Raw genomic sequence first — 16378 nt, 5'->3', positions numbered from 1 at the left:
CGCGCCCCATGGCGCCGCGCCGATGCGCGCATGATGCGCGGGCGATGCGCGTCGCGGGCGAAGGAGGGGCGCTTTTCCGGGTTTGTCCCGGGGAGCGCCGTGCTAGAGTGAAACGCACTCCAACAGCAATGACAGCGGGCATGGATCGAGATCATCACGACCCGCGCGGCGTGTTGCCGTCGCATAGCGTTCTCGTGCTGGCCATCCTCGTGATGTCGGCGCCCGCGTGGAGTCTCGGCGTGGGCCGACCGCAGGCGGCCTCGTCGCTGGGGCAGCCCTTGAACCTGCTGTTCCCCGTCCAGCTCAATCCCGGTGAGAGCCTCACGCCCGACTGCGTGCGCGCCGAGGTCAGCGCGGGCGAGAACCCGTTGTCCGCCTCGGGCCTGCACTGGCAGATCGAGGGCGACCCCGGACGTCCCACCGGCGTGCGGCTGCGCAGCGTTCAGCGCATTGACGAGCCCATCGTCTCGGTGCAGCTGAGCGTGGGCTGCAGCGCGCGGCTCACGCGCCAGTACACCGCCTTCATCGATCCGCCCGGCCTGAATGCCGAACCGATGGCCGACACCGGCGCGACGACCGTGCCGCTGGTGTCGCCGGCGCTGCAGGCGCAGCGGGAAGGGCAGCCCGCCCGCGTGACCGAGGCGCCCCGTGTCTCGGTGCCGGTCAGTGCGGGCGAACCGGCATTGGCCGCGGCCGCGACGCCCAGGCCCTCCGCGGCCGAGCGCCCGCGCCGCGCCGCGCGTCGCGTCGCGCAGGCAAGTCCTGGCCCCGAGCGCGACGGTCGCGCCGCGGCGCCGGCCGCCGTTCGCCGCGAGGATCGCGCGACACGGCCGTCCACGCCCCGATTGAGCCTCGAACCCGCCGAGGCCTTGCAGTCGCCCGCGCCCGCGCTGCTGGCGGCCGAGGCCGCCGCCAGCGCGGCCAGCGCCGCCGAGGAGGCCCGTCAGCAGGTGCTGGCGATGCAGAAGCAGATCGCCGACCTGCAGGCGGAGCAGAAGCGCACGCTCGCCGCGATGAACACGCTGCGCCAGGACCTGCAGGCCGCGCGCGAGCGGGCCGCCGAGACGGGTGGATCGTCCTCGACCTGGGTGCTGGGGCTGAGCCTGCTGAGCCTGGCACTGGCCGCGAGCAGCCTGCTGCTGTGGCGCAGCAACCGCATGCAGCGGCGCGAGGCGGAACAGCACTGGCTGACCGATTCGCGTCAGGACGCCGAGGCGGAGATGCGAGGCGTCGCGACGGTGCCGCCGCCGATGCCCACGGGGCCGTCGCCTTTCACGCCGACCGATCCGCACAGTTCGCCGGCCCCGTTGATGTCGCACCTGTCGACCGACGGGCCGCCCGCCTCGTCGGCGCCAACGACGATCCCGATGCCGCTCACCGCCGTCGAGGAACCGACCCGGCCCGGCCCGCTGACGCCGCCACCGGCGCGCGCCTCGACGCGGGCGCCGACCACCGCCGCCGACGACGCGCTGGAGGCGCTGGCCGCGCTCGAGGCCATGGAGGCGGTCGAGCCGCTGAGCCTGCAGTTCGATCGCGACGACACGCGGCCGGCGCCGTTCACCTCCGACCTGGGCGGCGTCGGCAACCTGGTGACCGTCGAGGAATTGATCGACCTGGAGCAGCAGGTCGATTTCTTCATGGTCCTGGGCCAGGATGACGCGGCCATCGAGCTGCTGTCCTCGCGCCTGAACCAGCGCGACGCGGCCAGCGGCCTGCCCTTCCTCAAGCTGATGGAGCTCTACCAGCGCCGCGGCGACCGCGAGGCCTTCGATCGCGTCGGTGCGCGTTTCGCGGAGCAGTTCCATGCCCGCGCGCCGTCGTGGAGCGACGACCTGAACGAGGGCGAGGGGCTGGAGGCCCATGACGAACTGATCGATCGGCTCGAGGCCGCCTGGGCCGACGCCGAGGGCAGCATGAGCCTGCTGCAGGACCTGCTGTCCAAGCATCAGGAGTACAGCGGCGACCTGGGCCTGCCGGCCTACCGCGACCTGCTGCTGCTGTACGCCGTGGCCCGGGACCGCGCGGAGCACGAGGTCGACGGGCAGTCAATCGATGTCGTGCTGCCGCTGGATGCGACGGCGCACGCGGACCAGATGGCGACCATGGTCTGGCAGTCGCCACCGCCGCCGCCGGGCGTGCCGGCCCCGCGGTCGGTGCTCACGCAGTCGGTCGACCTGGACCTGTCTCTGGTGGACGACGAGCCGCCGAGAGACGCCAAGGGCCGCTGACGCGCGTTGCGGGCCGCCAGCGGCCGGCCCGGCCTCAGATCCGCTTCAGGCGGTCGAGCGCGAGGTCCAGCGTCTCGTCCTTCTTCGCGAAGCAGAAGCGGATGACCTTCGCGTCGCTGCCGCCGCCGTAGAAGGCCGACAGCGGAATCGCCGCGACGCCGATCTCGCGGGTCAGCCACTGGCACATCGCCATGTCGTCGAGCGCGGCCAGCTCGGGCCGCAGGCCGCCGTAGTCCACGCACTGGAAATAGCTGCCCGGGCAGGGGCGCAGGGCGAAGCCCGAGTCCGCCAGTCCGGCGCGGAAGCGGTCGCGCTTGCGCTGGTAGAAGTCGCTCAGGCCGAGGTAGGGCGCCGGATCGCGCATGTAGGCGGCGATGCCGTGCTGCATCGCCGAATTGACGGTGAACACGTTGTACTGGTGCACCTTGCGGAACTCCGCCGTGAGCGCTGCCGGCGCCGCCACGTAACCGACCTTCCAGCCGGTCACGTGGTAGGTCTTGCCGAAGCTGGAGACGACGAGGCTGCGCGCCGCCAGCTCCGGCAGGCGCGACACGCTCTGGTGCGTGTGGCCGTCGTAAACCATGTGCTCGTAGACCTCGTCGCTGATCACCAGCACCTCGGTGCCGTCGAGCAACTCGGCCAGCTGCCGCAGTTCGTCCGCGCTCCAGACTGCGCCGCTGGGGTTGTGCGGGCTGTTGATCATGATCGCCCGCGTGCGCGGCGTGAGCGCGGCGCGCAGCCGGTCGAAGTCGGGGCGGAAGGTCTGCGGGTCCAGCGGCACCGCCACCCGCACGCCGCCCGCCAGCGCGATGTTGGGCGCATAGCTGTCGTAGGCGGGCTCCAGCACGATCACCTCGTCGCCGGGATGCACCACCGCCAGCAGCGCCGTCAGGATCGCCTGCGTCGCGCCGGCGGTGACGGTGATCTCGCTGTCCGGGTCATACGCATGGCCGTAGAGCGTCTGGATCTTGGCGGCGATCGCCTGGCGCAGCGCCGGCACGCCGGGCATCGGCGGGTACTGGTTGTGGCCGGCGCGCATCGCGGCGTCGACGGCGTCCAGCAAGGCCGGATCGCCGTCGAAGTCGGGGAAGCCCTGGCCCAGGTTGACGGCCTGGTGCTGCTGCGCCAGCGCCGACATGACGCTGAAGACCGTCACCCCCAGTTGGGGCAGGCGGCTCGCGGGAACGGGGGTGTGAACACGCATGGTGGGATCGATGAAGGGGCGGGTCGGAAGCGGGGGAGGCGCTGGACGTGGCCGTGATCGGATCGGGAAGGCGTCGGGTGGGCGCTTGTTGCGCGTCAGAGGTCGTAGTCGCTGGCCTCGCCGCTCATCGCGCGCTGCAGCAGCGTGCGGTTGAGCCGGTCGGACAGCAGCTCGGCGAAGCTGTAGACGTAGTTGCGCAGGTAGGCGCCGCGCTTGAAGGCGATGCGCGCGACGTTCTGGCCCAGCAGGTGGCCCAGCGGCCGCGACACCAGCTCGCCGCCGGGCGGGTCCTCGCGCACCGCCATCTCGGCGACGATGCCGATGCCCAGTCCCAGCCGGACGTAGGTCTTGATGACGTCCGAGTCGATTGCCTCGAGCACGATGTTGGGCGTCAGATGCCGCTGCGCGAAGGCCCGGTCGATGCGGGTGCGGCCGGTGAAGCTGGGGTGGTAGGACACCAACGGCTGCTGGGCGAGCTGCTCCAGGTCGATGCGCTCGACCTGCGCGAGCGGATGCTCCGCGCGCATCACCAGCACGTGCTGCCATTCGTAGGCGGGCAGGGTGACGAGCTCCTCGAACTGCGACAGCGACTCGGTGGCCAGGCCGACGTCGGCGGTCTCGTCGATCAGCATCCGGGCGACCTGGTCCGGGCTGCCCTGGTGCAGGCCGATGTTGACCTGCGGGAACTGCCGGCGCAGCTGGGTGACGGGCCCCGGCAGCACATAGCGGGCCTGGGTGTGGGTGGTGGCGATCGAGAGCGTGCCGACGTCCTGCTTGGAGTACTCCTCGCCGATGCGCTTGAGGTTGCCGACCTCGCGCATGATGATCTCGATCGACTTCAGCACCTGGCGCCCCGGCTCGGTGATGCTGCGCAGGCGCTTGCCATGGCGCGAGAAGATGTCGACGCCGAGCTCCTCCTCGAGCTCCAGGATCGCCTTGGAGACGCCTGGCTGCGAGGTGTAGAGCGCCTTGGCCGTCTCGGTCAGGTTGAGGTTGCGGCGCGCGGCCTCTTGGACGAAGCGGAACTGGTGCAGGTTCATGGCGTGGTCATCGCAGGCGTCAGGCCTGGGGCAGCACGGTCGGGGTGGAAGGGTCGAGCGGATCGGCGGGCAGGGTGACGCCGGAGATGAGGTCCAGCGTCGCGCCCGCCATCGCGCGGATGACGGAGGCCTGTTCGCCGATCGCGTCGTGCAGCACGAACAGCACCCGCGGATGCGTCGCGCGCAGCGACTCGACCAGCGGCGGCACGTCCCGCCGCACATGGCCGCTGGCGCCCAGGAACATCGGCACGATCTGGATGCGGCTGCATCCGCGCGCGGCCAGGGCGCCGGCGGCGGTGGCGATGTCCGGGGCCATCAGCTCCAGGTAGGCCAGTGCGATCGGCAGGTCCGGCCGCCGCGTCTGCAGCTCGGCGGCGATGGCCTGGAACGGGGCGGCCCAGGCCGGATCCCGGGCGCCGTGGGCGAAGAGCAGCAGACCGTCCATCAGCAGTCCTCCGTCGGTTGAAGCGGCCGGGTCGCGGCCGGGGGAAGGGGCCGGCGGGTGCCGGACCGGCGGGCGGCGCTCCCGCCCTTCATCGATAGCGCACCAGCCAGTAGAACGCCGCCATCGAGATGCCCAGGTAGAGCAGGCTGGGCGCGGACGCCACCAGCCAGGGCGTCCAGTCGCGCAGCAGCCCGAGGTGGCCGGTGATCGCGTTCAGCACCACGAAGCTGATGCCCAGCATGATGCCGCCGAAGACCTTGACGCTGATGCCGCCCGAGCGGAAGTGCAGGTAGGCGAAGGGCAGCGCCAGCGCCACCATCACCATGCAGGCGAACGGATAGAAGGCCTTGCGCCAGAACTGGATCTCCGGCTGCGCCGAGGACTGCTCCTGCGAGGACAGGTGGCGCGTGTAGCGGTAGAGCTCCAGCGTCGACATGTTCCAGGTCGGCTGCACCGCCGCGGACACCACGCCCGCCGGCAGCTGGCTCTGCCAGTCGAAACGCGGCAGCAGGACCTCGTGGATGGCGGGGTTCTCGGACAGCTTGTCCTGCGGCGCCGCGGGGTCCCTGGGCTGCGGCGCGTTGGCCGCCGGCTGGCTCAGCGGAGTCGCCACGCGCGACCACTGCGTCAGCCGCACCTCGTTCATCTGCCAGCGGCCGGTGGCGTCGACGGTGGCGCTCTTGGCGGTCAGCCGGGTCGCCATCGCGCCCTTGCTGTCGAACTCGAAGACCAACACGTCCTCCATCGTCCCGTTCGAGCGGGCCCGCCCGACATGCACCGCGTAGCTGAAGTCGCCGATGCGGTCCTTCATCCACGCGCCCTGCGCGTTCGTGACGCCGCCGCTGGCGGTGGACTTGAGCAGCTGCGCCTGGCGGTCCGCCCAAGGGTTGACGAAGTCGCCCACCACGAAGGCCAGCACCGCGAAGGCCAGCGCCATCACGCTCAGCAGGCCCAGCGCGCGCTGCGGCCCCAGGCCGCCGGTGCGCAGGATGGTGAATTCGCTGGACTGCGCCAGCCGCGCCATGCTGAAGATGGTGCCGATCAGCACCGCGATCGGCATCAGTTCGTAGAAGCGGCCCGGCAGCTTCAGCACGCTGGACCACACCGCCAGCCCCAGCCCCAGGCCCAGGCGCTGGAAGCGGTCCAGGTCGTCGATGAAGTCCAGGAAGAAGAACAGCGCCAGGAACCCGGCCATGACCAGGGTGAAGGAGCTGAGGATGTCGCGGTACAGCAGCCGCCGCACGGTTCTCATGTGGGCACTCCCGGCGTGGACGAGGACATCGAGGCCGGCGCGATGACCACGCCCGCCGGGACCGGGCCCAGCACGGTCTCGGCATAGGCCGGGTTCTCCGGCGGCGCCGGCAGCACGCCGCTGCGCGGGGCGCCCAGGCGCGCGCCCTGTTCGCGCCAGAGCAGCAGCAGCATGGTCACGACGAAGGCGCCGCCATGCAGCGCCAGCATCGCGGGCCCCAGCTTCATCTTGTTGCCCACCACCCAGGTCTGGGTCAGGTTGATCAGGTTGAAGTAGACGATGAAGGCCAGCAGCGCGAACAGCAGGTTCCAGTTGCTGGCGCGTCGCGGGTTGGTCGCCGAGATGCCGATGCCCAGCAGCACCAGGTTGACGCAGCCCAGGATCATGCCGAAGCGCCAGGCCAGCTCGCCGTCGTTCTGCGGCGAGCGGTCGACCAGCAGGTCCAGCGTCGGCCGAGTCTTCGGCGCGCGCTTGCCGTCGGCGCGCATCACCTCGTCGTCGACCACCACCTGGTATTGCTGGAAGCGCGCGACCGACTTGTCGCCGTTGCGCAGGTCCACGTCGTTGCGCTGGCCGTGCTCCAGCACGAGGACGCGCTGGTTGTTCTTGTATTGCAGCGCACCGCGCGCCGAGGTCGTCACCGACTCCAGGTGCTCGGTGTTGTTCATGATGAAGACGTTGCGCGCGGCGGCCTCGTCGGCCGGGTCGCGCTCAATGAAGAACACCCGCGAGCCGTCGTTGGAGCTCTGGAACTGGCCCGGCGCGACCCGGGACAGGTCGCTGCGCTGCTCGAACTGCTCGCGCAGCTGGGCGCTGTTCTCGTTGCTCCACGGCCAGACGATGGTCATCAAGACCGTCACCACCACCAGCACCGGCGAAGCCATCGTCAGCACCGGCCGCACGAAGCGCGTCAGGCCCAGGCCGCTGGCGAACCAGATGGTCATCTCCGATTCCTTGTACATGCGCCCCAGCGACATGACGACGGCGACGAACAGCGACAGGCTCAGCATCACCGGCAGCTGGGCCAGGGCCAGGTAGCCCAGCGACAGCAGCACATGCTGCGGTGCCACCGTGCCCTTGGCCGCCATGCCGAGGGAGCGCACCAGCAGCATCGTCACGACGATGGTCAGGATGACCACGAAGGCCAATCCGAAACTGCGAGCGAGTTCTTTGCGTACTGATGAATCGAATAACATCCGGGCACTTTATCTACTTCTCGGTATTATGGACTTTCGCTCTCAGCTCGCGTCCCTCGACGCCCTGTCGTCGCACGGCGCCGACGCCCTGGTGCTGATCGTCGCCGGCGACAGCCTGCCGGCGTCGCTCGACAAGACCGTCTCCGCCCTGATCAAGGACGCCATCAAGCTCGGCGACTTCGAGCTGAAGGCGGGTCAGGTCTTGTCCCTGGTCCGTCCCGCCGGCCTGAAAGCCCCGCGCCTGATCGTCGCCGCCAGCGGTTCGACGCTCAAGGCGGCGCGTTCCGCGCTGACCGCGGCGCTGGGCCAGCTCAAGGGCAAGGGCGCGACCGGCGCCTCGGTGGCCTACGCCGGCTTCGGCGCCGAGCTGACCGAGTCCCTGGCCGAGCAGACCGTGCTGGCCGCCCAGGACGCCGTCTATGTCTACCGCGAAACCAAGCCCAGCGCGCCCGCCGCGTCCAAGCTGACGAAGATCGCCCTGCTGCACGGCAAGGACGAGGCCAAGGCGGTCAAGGCCGGCCTGACGCGCGGCCAGGCCATCGGCGCCGGCATCGCGGTGGCGCGTGAATGCGCCAACCTGCCGCCCAACGTCGCCACGCCGGCCTACCTGGCGGACCAGACCAAGGCGCTGGCCAAGAGCCACGGCATCAAGGTCGAGGTGCTGGACCAGAAGGGCATCGAGAAGCTGGGCATGGGCTCCTTCCTGTCGGTGGCCAAGGGCTCCGACGTGCCGCCGCGCTTCATCGTCGCCCGGTACGAAGGCGCCGCCAGAACGCAGGCGCCCATCGTGCTGGTGGGCAAGGGCATCACCTTCGACTCGGGCGGCATCTCGCTGAAGCCGGGCGCCGGCATGGACGAGATGAAGTTCGACATGGGCGGCGCCGCCTCCGTGCTGGGCACGCTGCGCGCGGTGGCCGAGCTCAAGCCCAAGATCAACCTGGTCGTGCTGATCGCCGCCTGCGAGAACATGCCCAGCGGCCGCGCGGTCAAGCCGGGCGACGTGGTGACCTCGATGTCGGGCCAGACCATCGAGATCCTGAACACCGACGCCGAAGGTCGCCTGATCCTGTGCGACGCGCTGACCTATGCCGAGCGCTTCAAGCCCGCGGCCGTCGTCGACGTCGCGACGCTGACCGGCGCCTGCGTGATCGCGCTGGGCGGCGTGCGCTCCGGCATGTACGCGAGCGACGACGAACTGGCGGCCGCGCTGTCGGCCGCCGGCGAGACGGCGCTGGATCCGTGCTGGCGCCTGCCGCTGGACGACGACTACGCCGACGGCCTGAAGACCAACTTCGCCGACGTCGCCAACGTCGCCGGCCGCGAGGGCGGTTCCATCACGGCGGCGAAGTTCCTGCAGCGCTTCGCGTCCAAGTACCGCTGGGGCCACCTGGACATCGCCGGCACCGCCTGGAAGGGCGGCGGCGCCAAGGGCGCCACCGGCCGTCCGGTCGGCCTGCTGACGCACTTCGTGCTGTCGCAGGTCCGCTGAGCGCGCGCCGCGTTCCTCGAAAGCTGACAAGGGAAGGGCGGGTCCGGTGACGGAGGTCAACTTCTATACCGGCGTGCCCGACCGACAGGTCTACGCCTGCCGCCTGCTGCGCAAGACGCAGGCGGCCGGGCTGACTGTCGGGGTCTGGGGACCGATGCGGCTGCTCGAGCGACTCGACCAGACGCTCTGGACCTTCGATCCCGGCGAGTTCCTGCCCCACCTGCTGCTGCGCGGCGACACGCCGGAGCTGCTGCGCGAGCGCACCCCCATCCTGCTCTCGGACCAGCTCGACGCGCTGGCCGGGTGCCGGGTGCTGCTGAATTTCGAGCCGGGCGTGCCGCCGGGGCTCGAGCGCTTCGAGCGCGTGCTGGAGCTGGTCTCCACCGATGCCGAACAGGTCGCCGCGGGACGCGCGCGATTCAAGGCCTACAAGGCCCTCGGCCTGACGCTGAATCATCACGTGATGTCGGCTTGAACGCCGACGTCGATCACCACGAATGTTCACCGCGAGCGATCGCGCCGCGGTGGTGCCGCCGCGCGCGGGCGTGGTGCCGCGATGCCCATGGACAGGGCGCTGGCGGGGCTTGTCGGGCGTCGGGTGGGCGGAATTCCGCACTCTTCGCGCAGGGGCTGTGTGCGCCTTCGCACTCCTGTGAAAACCATCCGGGTTTGCCCCGGTGACAGGGGCGCGACAACGCCTGCGCCGTGACCGCGTTCACAGCATTTTCACTATGGAAACGGCTCCGCCTTTCGGGGTATGGTCGCTCGCGTTGAGAACTCAACGTCATTCCACATATCCCGAGTCGGAGGTTCCTAGATGCAATCCAAGCTGAATGTGATCGTGGGCGCAATCGCCATTGCCGCGAGCGGCGCCGCGATGGCGCAGGATGCGGTGGTCAAGATCGGCCACGTGGGTCCGACCAGCGGCGCGATCGCGCACCTGGGCAAGGACAACGAACTGGGCGCCAAGATGGCCATCGACGAGCTGAACGCCAAGGGCGTGACGATCGGCGGCAAGAAGGTCAAGTTCGAACTGCTGGCCGAAGACGACGCCGGCGATCCCAAGCAAGGCACCGCCGCCGCCCAGAAGCTGGTGGACTCCAAGGTCAACGGCGTGGTCGGCCACCTGAACTCGGGCACGACCATCCCCGCGTCCAAGATCTACAGCGACGCCGGCATCCCGCAGATCTCGCCGTCGGCGACCAACCCCAAGTACACCCGCAACGGCTACAAGACCGCGTTCCGCGTCGTGGCTGACGACGTGCACCTGGGCGGCACGCTGGGCAAGTACGCGGTGACGCAGCTCAAGGGCAAGTCCATCGCCGTCATCGACGACCGCACCGCTTACGGCCAGGGCGTCGCCGACGAATTCGAGAAGGGCGTCAAGGCCGCCGGCGGCAAGGTCGTCGGCCGTGAATTCACCAACGACAAGGCCACGGACTTCACCGCCATCCTGACCTCCCTGAAGGGCAAGAAGCCCGACGTCGTCTTCTTCGGCGGCATGGACGCCGTGGCCGGCCCGATGCTGCGCCAGATGAAGCAGCTGGGCATCGAAGCCAAGTTCATGGGCGGCGACGGCATCTGCACGGCCGAGCTGCCCAAGCTGTCCGCCGGCACCATCGGCGACAGCCAGGTCGTCTGCGCGGAAGCGGGCGGCGTGGAAGGCGAATCGAAGAAGTCGCTGGACGCCTTCAAGACCAAGTTCAAGGACAAGTACAAGGTCGACGTCCAGATTTACGCCCCGTACGTCTATGACGCGGTCAACGTGATGGTCGACGCCATGGTCAAGGCCAAGTCCGCCGACCCCAAGGTCTACCTGCCCGTGCTGGCCAAGACCTCGGACTACAAGGGTGTGACCGGCACGATCGCCTTCGACGCCAAGGGCGACATCAAGAACGGCGCGCTGACTCTGTACACCTACAAGGGTGGCAACCGCGAGCAGATCGCCGTCGTGCGCTGATCCACGACCTTCGCCGCGCGGTCCTCGCGACCGCGCCGGCCAGCGAAACGCCCACTTCGGTGGGCGTTTTTTTTCGTCCGTGGCCATGCGACATGGGGCTGTCCCCTGATCGAGGGATCACCCCCTCACTCGCGTGCATTCCCGCACGAGAGCCCCTCAAAGCATTCAGTCAGGGGGTTTGCGCCTCCGAGGCGCTACCGACAATGGCCTCCGTCAGCGTGCCGAGGGATCGATTCGGGGATCCGGCGGCGGTCGACGGGAGACGGGTTCAACCGGGTCGGATTGCAAGGCGGAGGCCCCTGCAAACAGGGGGCTTTCAAGCCTGGGGGGCGCAGGCATGATGCCCCCCGCAGCGAACAGGGTCCTCCTCTGGAGGAGGTGTTCGCGACGAGCGGTCCAGAGAGGTTCACCCGGGTCGGCGACAGCGTCCCAAGAGGATGCCGTGACCAGCTTTGGGGACGGGCATGATTCGAATTTTTAACCACTACCTCCATCGTCGTACCCTGATCCAGGTGCTGTTCGACCTGGGCCTGATCGTCGCGGCGGTGTTCGCGGTCGCGCTGAGCCACGGCAGCGGCGAGCACATGATGAGCTTCGCGGCGTCCTATGGCCTGTCACTGGCCGGCGGCATGTTCGTCATCAACTCCGCGTCCGGCCTCTACTCCCAATCCCACAAGCGCTCGCTGACGCAGTCCTGCGCTCGCGCGCTGTTCGCGCTGCTGATCGGCCTGCCACTGGCCTACGGCCTGTTCAGCCTGATCCCCGCCACCGTCTCCCACCGCGACCTGCTGACCACGACCGCCATGCTGGCCGTCGCGCTGGTGATGGTGCACCGCGTCTACGCGGCGCATTCCGGTGTGCAGGGCGCGGGCCGGACCAAGATCCTGATCTTCGGCAGCGGCCACGCCGCGGTGGCCGTCAGCGAGAGCCTGCGCGCCGCCGATCCGCATGCGCAGATCGTCGGTTTCCTGCCGGGCCCCAACGAGATCGATCCGCAGGTGCCCGCCCACCAGCTGCTGGCCGCCGGCGAAACCCTGACCGACGCCGCGATGCGCCTGGGCGTGGACGAGATCGTCGTGGCGCTGTCCGAGCGCCGCGGCGGCTCCATGCCGCTGCGCCAGCTGCTGGACTGCAAGCTCTACGGCATCCGCGTCGTGGACCTGGCCACCTACTTCGAGAAGACGCTGGCGCAGATCAAGATCAGCCACGTCCACGCCGGCTGGCTGATCTTCGGCGACGGCTTCAACCAGGGCGTGCTGCGCAGCGCCGTCAAGCGCGCCTTCGACTTGGTGTCCTCGCTGGTGCTGCTGGTGGCGACGGCGCCGATCATGGCGGTCACCGCGCTGCTCATCAAGCTGGAATCGCCCGGCAGCATCTTCTACACGCAGGAGCGCGTGGGCCTGAACGGCGCCACCTTCAAGGTGATCAAGTTCCGCAGCATGCGCAACGACGCCGAGAAGGACGGCCGCCCCCAGTGGGCGACCAAGAACGATGCCCGCGTGACCCGCGTCGGCAACTTCATCCGCAAGGTCCGCATCGACGAACTGCCGCAGCTGATCAACGTGCTGCGCGGCCAGATGAGCATGGTGGGCCCGCGTCCCGAGCGGCCCTTCTTCGTCGACGAGCTGGTCGCGCAGATCCCGTACTACGCGGTGCGCCACAGCGTGAAGCCGGGCGTGACCGGCTGGGCGCAGGTGCGCTACGAATACGGCTCCACCATCGAGGACTCGCTGGAGAAGCTCCAGTACGACCTGTACTACGTCAAGAACCACACGCTGTTCCTCGATCTGCTGATCATGCTGGAGACGGTGGCGGTGGTCCTGACGGGCCGGGGGGCGCGCTGAGCGCGACGGCGGAGCGACCCGCTCCCGGCGTCCCGTTCCCGCGCCCGCCTCGGAACGCGGCCCGCGCGCCGGGACCCTGATCCATGTGGGCAGACACCCTGAACCTCGGCACCGCGTCCGGGATCGTCGCGGTATTGGCGCACCTGGCCCTGGCGGTCGTGGTGCTGCCGCAGTTCGGCCAGCACCGGCGCCGCGCGCTGCGGCTCGAGGCCGCGCTGCTGCTCAGCGCCGTCTGGGCGGGGCTGGACGCGGCGGTCGAGCAGGGCTGGCTCGGGTCCCACCAGTGGCCCGCGCTGGTGCTGCTGCCCATCTGCGACGCGCTGCGCTACGGCGCGTGGTTCTCCTTCATCCTGGCGCTGATCGAATCGCGCGGTGACGACGGCCAGGCGCGCAGCGCCGGCGTCGCGCGGCCGCTGCAGTGGCTGGCCTGGGCGGGCGTGGCGGCTGCGGTCGCGCTGCCGCTGTGGCGCTACTGGGGCGACGCGCCGCTGGCCCAGATGCAGCGTCCGATGACGATGGCCTGGCTGGGCCTGGGCGTCTTCGGCCTGGTGCTGCTCGAGCAGATGCTGCGTAACATCCACAGCGACGCGCGCTGGAATGCCAAGCCGGTCTGCCTGGGCCTGGGCGCGGTCTTCGCGTTCGACGTGTTCGTGTTCTCGCAGGCCTCGCTGTTCCAGCAGTTCGACGGCGACGCGCTGAGCGTGCGCGCCGCCGTGCACAGCCTGGCCGTGCCGCTGCTGTGGCTGGCCAGCCGGCGCCACAAGAAGTGGCTGGACAAGCTCCATGTCTCGCGCACCGCGGCCTTCCATTCGGCCACGCTGCTGATCGTGGGCGTCTACCTGCTGGGTGTCTCGGGCATCGGCTACTACGTGCGCTACACCGGCGGCGAATGGGGCCGCGCGCTGCAGCAGGTGCTGCTGGCCGTGGGCGTGCTGGCGCTGCTGACGATGGGCCTGTCGGGCTCGCTGCGCGCCAAGCTGCGCGTCTACATCAGCAAGCATTTCTTCAGCTACCGCTACGACTACCGCCAGGAGTGGCTGCGCTTCACCGCGATGCTGTCGGCCAGCGCCTCGCCGGCGGAGCTGGGCGAGTCGGTGATCCGCGGGCTGGCCCACCTGGTCGAGAGCCCCTCGGGCGCGCTGTGGCTGCGCCGCGCGCCCGCGGCCGGCGCCGACGGCGAGTACCAGCAGGCCGCGCGCTGGAACCTCAACGACGACCGCCAGCCGCTGGCCGCCGACGCCGCGCTGCTGCACCTGCTGCAGGAGCGCGCCTGGATCGTCGACCTGGACGAATGGCGTCGCGACCCCGGCGCCTACGAGCACGCGCCGCTGCCGGCCGCGCTGGCCGGCGATGCGCGCCACTGGCTGCTGGTGCCGCTGATCAACGCGGGCACGCTGACCGGCTGGGTCATCCTGGGGCAGCCGCGCACGCGGCTGGAGCTGAACTGGGAAGTGCGCGACCTGCTGCGCACCGCCGCCCAGCAGGCCGCCAGCTACCTGGCGCAGATGCAGGCGGCCGAGGCGCTGCTGGAGGCGCGCAAGTTCGAGGCCTTCAACCGCATGTCGGCCTTCGTCGTGCACGACCTCAAGAACATCGTCACGCAGCTGTCGCTGATGATGAAGAACGCCAAGCGGCTGCGCGACAACCCGGAGTTCCAGCAGGACATGCTGGACACGGTGGAGAACTCGCTGGACAAGATGCGCCAGCTGATGCTGCAGCTGCGCGAGGGCGACAAGCCGCATCACGGCAGCGCCGGCGGCGTGGCGCTGACGGCGATCGCGCGGCGTCTGGCCGCGGCGGCGGTCGGCAAGGGCCGCGGCCTGGAACTGGAACTGCGCGACGAGGTCAGCGCGCGCGGCCATGAGGAACGGATCGAGCGCGTGCTCGGCCACGTGGTGCAGAACGCGCTGGACGCGACGCCGATCGACGGCCGCGTCACGCTGCGGCTGCAGCGCGTGGGCAGCCACGCGCAGGTGGAAGTGGAAGATACTGGCTGCGGCATGTCGCAGGAGTTCATCGATCAACGGCTGTTCAAGCCGTTCCAGACGACGAAGGCGGCGGGCATGGGCATCGGCGCCTACGAGAGCTACCAGTACCTGCAGGAACTAGGGGGGAAGATCAACGTGGAAAGCGCGCCCGGACGAGGCACCAAGGTCACCATCTTGCTGCCGCTGTTTTTCGCCCAGTCGGGCAGCGACGCCGGCCTGGTGGAGGCGCGATGAGCCCCGCCGCAGCGCCGTTCGCCGGCCCCGCCGCGTCCCTCCCGCAAGGCCCCGCGCGGCGGAGGGAGCGAGCATGAGCGCCCAGCCCCCTTCGCTGCTCATCGTCGAGGACGACCTCGCGCTGCAGAAGCAGCTCAAGTGGTCGATGGACCGCTTCGAGTCGGTCACGGCCGACGACGTCGCCAGCGCCGTGCTGCAGTTCCGCCGCCACAAGCCGCCGGTGGTCACGATGGACCTGGGCCTGCCGCCGGACCAGGACTCGACCTCCGAGGGCTTCCGCCTGCTCGAGAAGCTGATCGAGCTGGAGCCCGGCACCAAGGTCATCGTGCTCACCGGCCAGAACGACCAGAGCAACGCGCTGCGGGCCATCCGCATGGGCGCCTACGACTTCCTGACCAAGCCGGTCGATCCCGACGTGCTGGTGCTGACCGTCGAGCGCGCGATGCGCCTGCACGAGCTGCAGCAGGAGAACCAGCGCCTGCTGACGCAGCAGGACGGCGAGCCCACCGGCCGGCTGCTGACGCGCGACCCGCAGATGCAGCGCATCTGCCGCACTGTCGAGCGCGTGGCCGGCAGTGACGCCACCGTGCTGCTGCTGGGCGAGAGCGGCACCGGCAAGGAGGTGCTCGCGCAATCGCTGCACGACGCCTCCAAGCGCAAGGGCCGCTTCGTCGCGATCAACTGCGCGGCCATCCCCGAGGCGCTGCTCGAGAGCGAGCTGTTCGGCTACGAGCGCGGCGCCTTCACCGGCGCGACCAAGACCACCGTCGGCAAGATCGAGACCGCGCATGGCGGCACGCTGATGCTGGACGAGATCGGCGACCTGCCGATGCCGCTGCAGGCCAAGCTGCTGCGTTTCCTGCAGGAGCGCAGCATCGAGCGGCTGGGCGGGCGCCAGGAGATCGCGGTGGACGTGCGCATCGTCGGCGCGACGCACCAGGACCTGAAGGCCAAGATCGCGCAGGGCCTGTTCCGCGAGGACCTGTTCTACCGCCTGGCCGAGATCGTCGTCGACATCCCGCCGCTGCGCGACCGCGTCGGCGACGCGGTGCTGCTCAGCCATGCCTTCCTGCGCCGCTTCTCGTCGGAGCAGCGCCGGCCCATCCTGCGCCTGGCCGACGACGCGATCCGCGCCGTCGAGGGCCACCGCTGGCCGGGCAACGTGCGCGAGCTGCAGAACGTCATGAAGCGCGCGTCCATCATGGCCGACGGCGACCGCATCACCGCCGACGACCTCAACCTGCCGCTGCCCGCCGGCGGCGAGGCCGCCGCCGAGGAGCCCGAACTCGACCTGCGCGCCGTGCGCGAGCGCGCCGAGCGCCAGGCCGTGGTGGCCGCGCTGGCCCGCACCGACGGCAACATCGCCAAGGCCGCCGACCTGCTGGGGGTCAGCCGGCCGACCCTGTACGACCTGATGTCCCGTCTCGGCGTGAAAGCATGAAGCCATGAAGGCATGAAGGCCTGAGCACCGCACCGATCCTCCGACACCCACCGACAG

General features: G+C 69.9%; 12 protein-coding genes. 7 read left to right on the top strand and 5 right to left on the bottom strand.

Translation table 11 applies throughout. The features are described 5' to 3' along the window. Positions 1-140: 140 nt before the first annotated feature. Positions 141-2228: a type IV pilus assembly protein FimV gene (locus tag ACTJKJ_RS18900; RefSeq protein WP_440821364.1), complete on the top strand. Its 2088-nt coding sequence runs from the start codon at positions 141-143 to the stop codon at positions 2226-2228. Between the two features lie 34 nt (positions 2229-2262). On the opposite strand, the gene ACTJKJ_RS18895 is transcribed toward ACTJKJ_RS18900, so the two are convergent. From ACTJKJ_RS18895 to lptF, 5 genes are all read right to left on the bottom strand, one after another. Continuing rightward, positions 2263-3432 (bottom strand): pyridoxal phosphate-dependent aminotransferase, encoded by a 1170-nt coding sequence (locus tag ACTJKJ_RS18895; protein WP_440821363.1) that lies wholly within the window; start codon positions 3430-3432, stop codon positions 2263-2265. A 95-nt stretch (positions 3433-3527) separates the two neighbouring features. Next, positions 3528-4472: a CysB family HTH-type transcriptional regulator gene (locus ACTJKJ_RS18890; protein ID WP_091723991.1), complete on the bottom strand. Its 945-nt coding sequence runs from the start codon at positions 4470-4472 to the stop codon at positions 3528-3530. 19 nt (positions 4473-4491) lie between these two features. After that, positions 4492-4917 (bottom strand): sirohydrochlorin chelatase, encoded by a 426-nt coding sequence (locus tag ACTJKJ_RS18885; RefSeq protein ID WP_091723994.1) that lies wholly within the window; start codon positions 4915-4917, stop codon positions 4492-4494. Between the two features lie 88 nt (positions 4918-5005). After that, positions 5006-6169, bottom strand: coding sequence for an LPS export ABC transporter permease LptG (lptG, locus tag ACTJKJ_RS18880; RefSeq protein ID WP_440821362.1), 1164 nt, complete (start codon positions 6167-6169; stop codon positions 5006-5008). Then, positions 6166-7365 carry an LPS export ABC transporter permease LptF gene (gene lptF / locus ACTJKJ_RS18875; RefSeq protein ID WP_091723999.1) on the bottom strand — a complete coding sequence of 400 codons (1200 nt, stop codon included), beginning with the start codon at positions 7363-7365 and terminating at the stop codon, positions 6166-6168. Before lptF ends, lptG begins: the two co-directional genes overlap by 4 nt. A gap of 28 nt (positions 7366-7393) precedes the next feature. Between lptF and ACTJKJ_RS18870 the strand changes: the two genes are divergently transcribed. The 6 genes from ACTJKJ_RS18870 to prsR all read left to right on the top strand — a co-directional run bounded on the left by ACTJKJ_RS18870 (position 7394) and on the right by prsR (position 16321). Then, positions 7394-8854 (top strand): leucyl aminopeptidase, encoded by a 1461-nt coding sequence (locus ACTJKJ_RS18870; protein ID WP_297389371.1) that lies wholly within the window; start codon positions 7394-7396, stop codon positions 8852-8854. Between the two features lie 46 nt (positions 8855-8900). Beyond that, complete coding sequence (locus tag ACTJKJ_RS18865) at positions 8901-9329, top strand: DNA polymerase III subunit chi (protein ID WP_440821361.1); 429 nt, start codon at positions 8901-8903, stop codon at positions 9327-9329. 342 nt (positions 9330-9671) lie between these two features. Then, positions 9672-10814, top strand: coding sequence for a branched-chain amino acid ABC transporter substrate-binding protein (locus tag ACTJKJ_RS18860; RefSeq protein WP_440821360.1), 1143 nt, complete (start codon positions 9672-9674; stop codon positions 10812-10814). 464 nt (positions 10815-11278) lie between these two features. Next, the gene (locus ACTJKJ_RS18855) at positions 11279-12658 is read left to right on the top strand and encodes a TIGR03013 family XrtA/PEP-CTERM system glycosyltransferase (RefSeq protein ID WP_297387660.1); all 1380 of its coding nucleotides are present in this window, start codon (positions 11279-11281) and stop codon (positions 12656-12658) included. 83 nt (positions 12659-12741) lie between these two features. Continuing rightward, a complete protein-coding gene (prsK, locus tag ACTJKJ_RS18850; RefSeq protein ID WP_091724012.1) occupies positions 12742-14880 on the top strand; it encodes an XrtA/PEP-CTERM system histidine kinase PrsK in 2139 nt (712 codons plus the stop codon). A 73-nt stretch (positions 14881-14953) separates the two neighbouring features. Then, entirely contained in the window at positions 14954-16321 is a 1368-nt protein-coding gene (prsR, locus tag ACTJKJ_RS18845) for a PEP-CTERM-box response regulator transcription factor (protein WP_440821359.1), read from the top strand. Positions 16322-16378 lie beyond the last annotated feature (57 nt).

Source organism: Roseateles sp. 22389, from assembly GCF_052044995.1.
GTDB lineage: Bacteria > Pseudomonadota > Gammaproteobacteria > Burkholderiales > Burkholderiaceae_C > Roseateles.
This window is presented reverse-complemented; position numbering and strand designations above follow the sequence as displayed.